Consider the following 2,480-nt stretch of genomic DNA (forward strand, 5'->3'; position numbering starts at 1 on the left):
AAGCAACCGCTATCCCTTCCTCGGCCAGTCTCAGAGCTACCGCTTTGCCGATCCCTCGACTGGCCCCTGTGATCAAGGCACGTTCGGGAAACTGGGGCTCAAAACTCATCCACAATAAGACTCTAGGATGCGCTGTCAAGAACAAGCGCCACCAGAGACCGGTAAACTTCGTTAACTGAGTTTAACACTGATTCCCGCCTACCACTCGAATCAAACGGGAAAGGCTGGGATTGATCCTATCCCTGCCGCCATCCATCTGCCCTGAGTCGGGCCGGGCAGGACTTAAGGTATGGTAGTCTGGTGAAAAATAGTGAAAATCTTTTGCAACAACTGTCATGACTGAGTTCTTGGTTTCCTCAACGTCCACTGCTGCCCGGGCGGATTCTCCCTACATTCTTCAGGTTGAGGGCATTAGCAAGAGGTTTCCTGGCCAGCGGCAGTTGGTTTTGCAGGAAGTGGCGTTTCGTCTGCCCCAGGGAGACATCTTGGGGATTGTGGGCCCGTCGGGCTGCGGGAAAACCACCTTATTGCGCACCATTGCCGGCTTTGAGCAGCCGGATGGCGGGCGGATCCTGCTGGGGGGGCGAGTGGTGGCCGGGGAGGGGCAATGGATCCCACCGGAGCAGCGGGGGGTGGGGCTGGTGTTTCAGGATTTTGCCCTGTTTCCCCACTTGGACGTGTTGGCCAATGTGATGTTTGGACTCCGGCCCGCCACCCTATTTGCGTCGGCAGGGGGGGGCGGCAATCGCTCCTCCTCACCTGAGTTGCGAGGCGCTGCCCAACAGGCGCGGGAACGGGCTTACGAGGTCTTGCGGTTGGTGGGTCTAGAGGACTACGCCCATCGTTATCCGCACGAGCTTTCCGGCGGGCAACAGCAGCGGGTGGCCCTGGCTCGGGCTTTGGCCCCCAGGCCCAGCCTGATCCTTTTGGATGAGCCGCTCAGCAATCTGGATGTGCAGGTGCGCTACTATCTGCGGGAGGAAATCCGCAAAATCCTCAAGCAAACCCAGACCTCGGCCATTTTCGTCACCCACGACCAGGAAGAGGCCCTCTGCCTTTCCGATTGGGTGGCGGTGATGCGGGAAGGGCGTATTGAGCAATGGGGATCCCCGGAGGAAGTCTATCGAGAGCCGGCCACCCGCTTTGTGGCCGAGTTTATTACCCAAGCCAACTTTCTTCGCTGTGAGCGGCGGGAGTTCGGTTGGCAGGCTGAAGAGCTGTTGCACATCCCCTTTCAGGCTTTGGGAGATCAGCGCGACCCCAGCTTGCGCTGCGCAGAGCTGATGATTCGGCAGGAGGAGTTGCATTTGCATCCTGACCCTCAGGGCGGCCTTGTCATCCGGGATCGACAGTTTTTGGGACGAGAGTATCGCTATTGCTTGATCGCAGAGTCTGGCAAAGAATTGCACGCCCTGGCGCGGGAAGCGCTGCCTGTGGGCACGCGAGTTCGAATTGCCATCGGGCAAGGTCGTCTGTTTCCCATTGCTGGGCCTGAGGGATCCCCGCTACAAAAACAAACCTGACCCAAAAGCCGCCCTTTTGCCCGACGTTCTCCCGGAGGCATGACCCAGGCGCTCCCTATCTGGCAGCAAACTGGGTAGGCTGTTGATGGAGGGGCAGTGGCAATCTATGCAGGGATCCCGCATCATTGCCGGCACAGTGGAGGAGCGAACCGCGTTGGCGGAGTTCCGCGTCGGTGTGGATGCGGTCATTTTTTCCATCGATACCGAGCAGAATCGCCTTCTGGTGCTGCTGGTGCGGCGGCGGGAGGATCCCTTCCGCGGTTGCTGGGCTCTGCCAGGAACGCTGGTGCGACGCTCAGAATCCCTAGAGGCAGCGGCCTACCGCATCTTGGCAGAGAAAATTCGTGTTAAAAATCTCTACCTGGAGCAGCTCTACACCTTCGCTGGGCCAGAACGGGATCCCCGCGAGGCCGAGGATGCCTGTGGGCTACGCTACCTGTCGGTCAGCTACTTTGCTCTGGTGCGATTCCAGGATGCTCAACTGCTGGCAGACGGAGTGGAGGGCATTGCCTGGTATCCCGCTGACCAGATTCCCCCTTTGGCCTTTGACCACGAAGCAATTTGCCGCTACGCTCGCCGTCGCCTCTGCGCCAAGTTAGAGTACAGCCCGATTGCTTTCGATATTTTGCCCGCCACCTTCACGCTGGGGGAGGTCTATCAGCTTTACGGCACCGTTTTGGGCGAGGGGTTCTCCGATTACTCCAATTTTCGCGCCCGCTTGCTAAAACTGGGCATTTTGCGGGATACCGGCCAGAAAAGCACCCAGGGAACAGGCAGACCGGCAACTCTTTACCGTTTTGATGCAGCCGCTTTCGAGAAAATCCGGCACAAGCCGATGGTATTCGTTTGAGGTCTGCTGGAGGGATCCAGCCAGATTTGGTGGGTACAGATTCGCTTCTATATTAAAGGGGGTTCTGTACATGACTACCCGGACAAAGGCTTATGCCGAGATAATGT

At 58.3% G+C, this 2,480-nt stretch carries 3 protein-coding genes; 2 read left to right on the forward strand and 1 reads right to left on the reverse strand.

Annotated elements, in window-relative coordinates; translation table 11 throughout:
• Positions 1-109, reverse strand: a 109-nt coding sequence (locus tag NW853_RS13720) for an SDR family NAD(P)-dependent oxidoreductase (protein WP_414349306.1), incomplete at its 3' end; no start/stop codon positions are given.
• A gap of 226 nt (positions 110-335) precedes the next feature.
• Between NW853_RS13720 and NW853_RS13725 the strand changes: the two genes are divergently transcribed.
• Together NW853_RS13725 and NW853_RS13730 are read left to right on the forward strand one after the other, a co-directional pair.
• The gene (locus NW853_RS13725; RefSeq protein ID WP_414349303.1) at positions 336-1,523 is read left to right on the forward strand and encodes an ABC transporter ATP-binding protein; all 1,188 of its coding nucleotides are present in this window, start codon (positions 336-338) and stop codon (positions 1,521-1,523) included.
• Positions 1,524-1,629: 106 nt separating this feature from the next.
• Positions 1,630-2,373 carry an NUDIX hydrolase gene (locus NW853_RS13730; RefSeq protein WP_414335009.1) on the forward strand — a complete coding sequence of 248 codons (744 nt, stop codon included), beginning with the start codon at positions 1,630-1,632 and terminating at the stop codon, positions 2,371-2,373.
• Positions 2,374-2,480 lie beyond the last annotated feature (107 nt).

Origin of the sequence: Synechococcus sp. H55.11, from assembly GCF_047462475.1 — a bacterium.
In the GTDB taxonomy this organism is placed as follows: Bacteria; Cyanobacteriota; Cyanobacteriia; order Thermostichales; family Thermostichaceae; genus Thermostichus.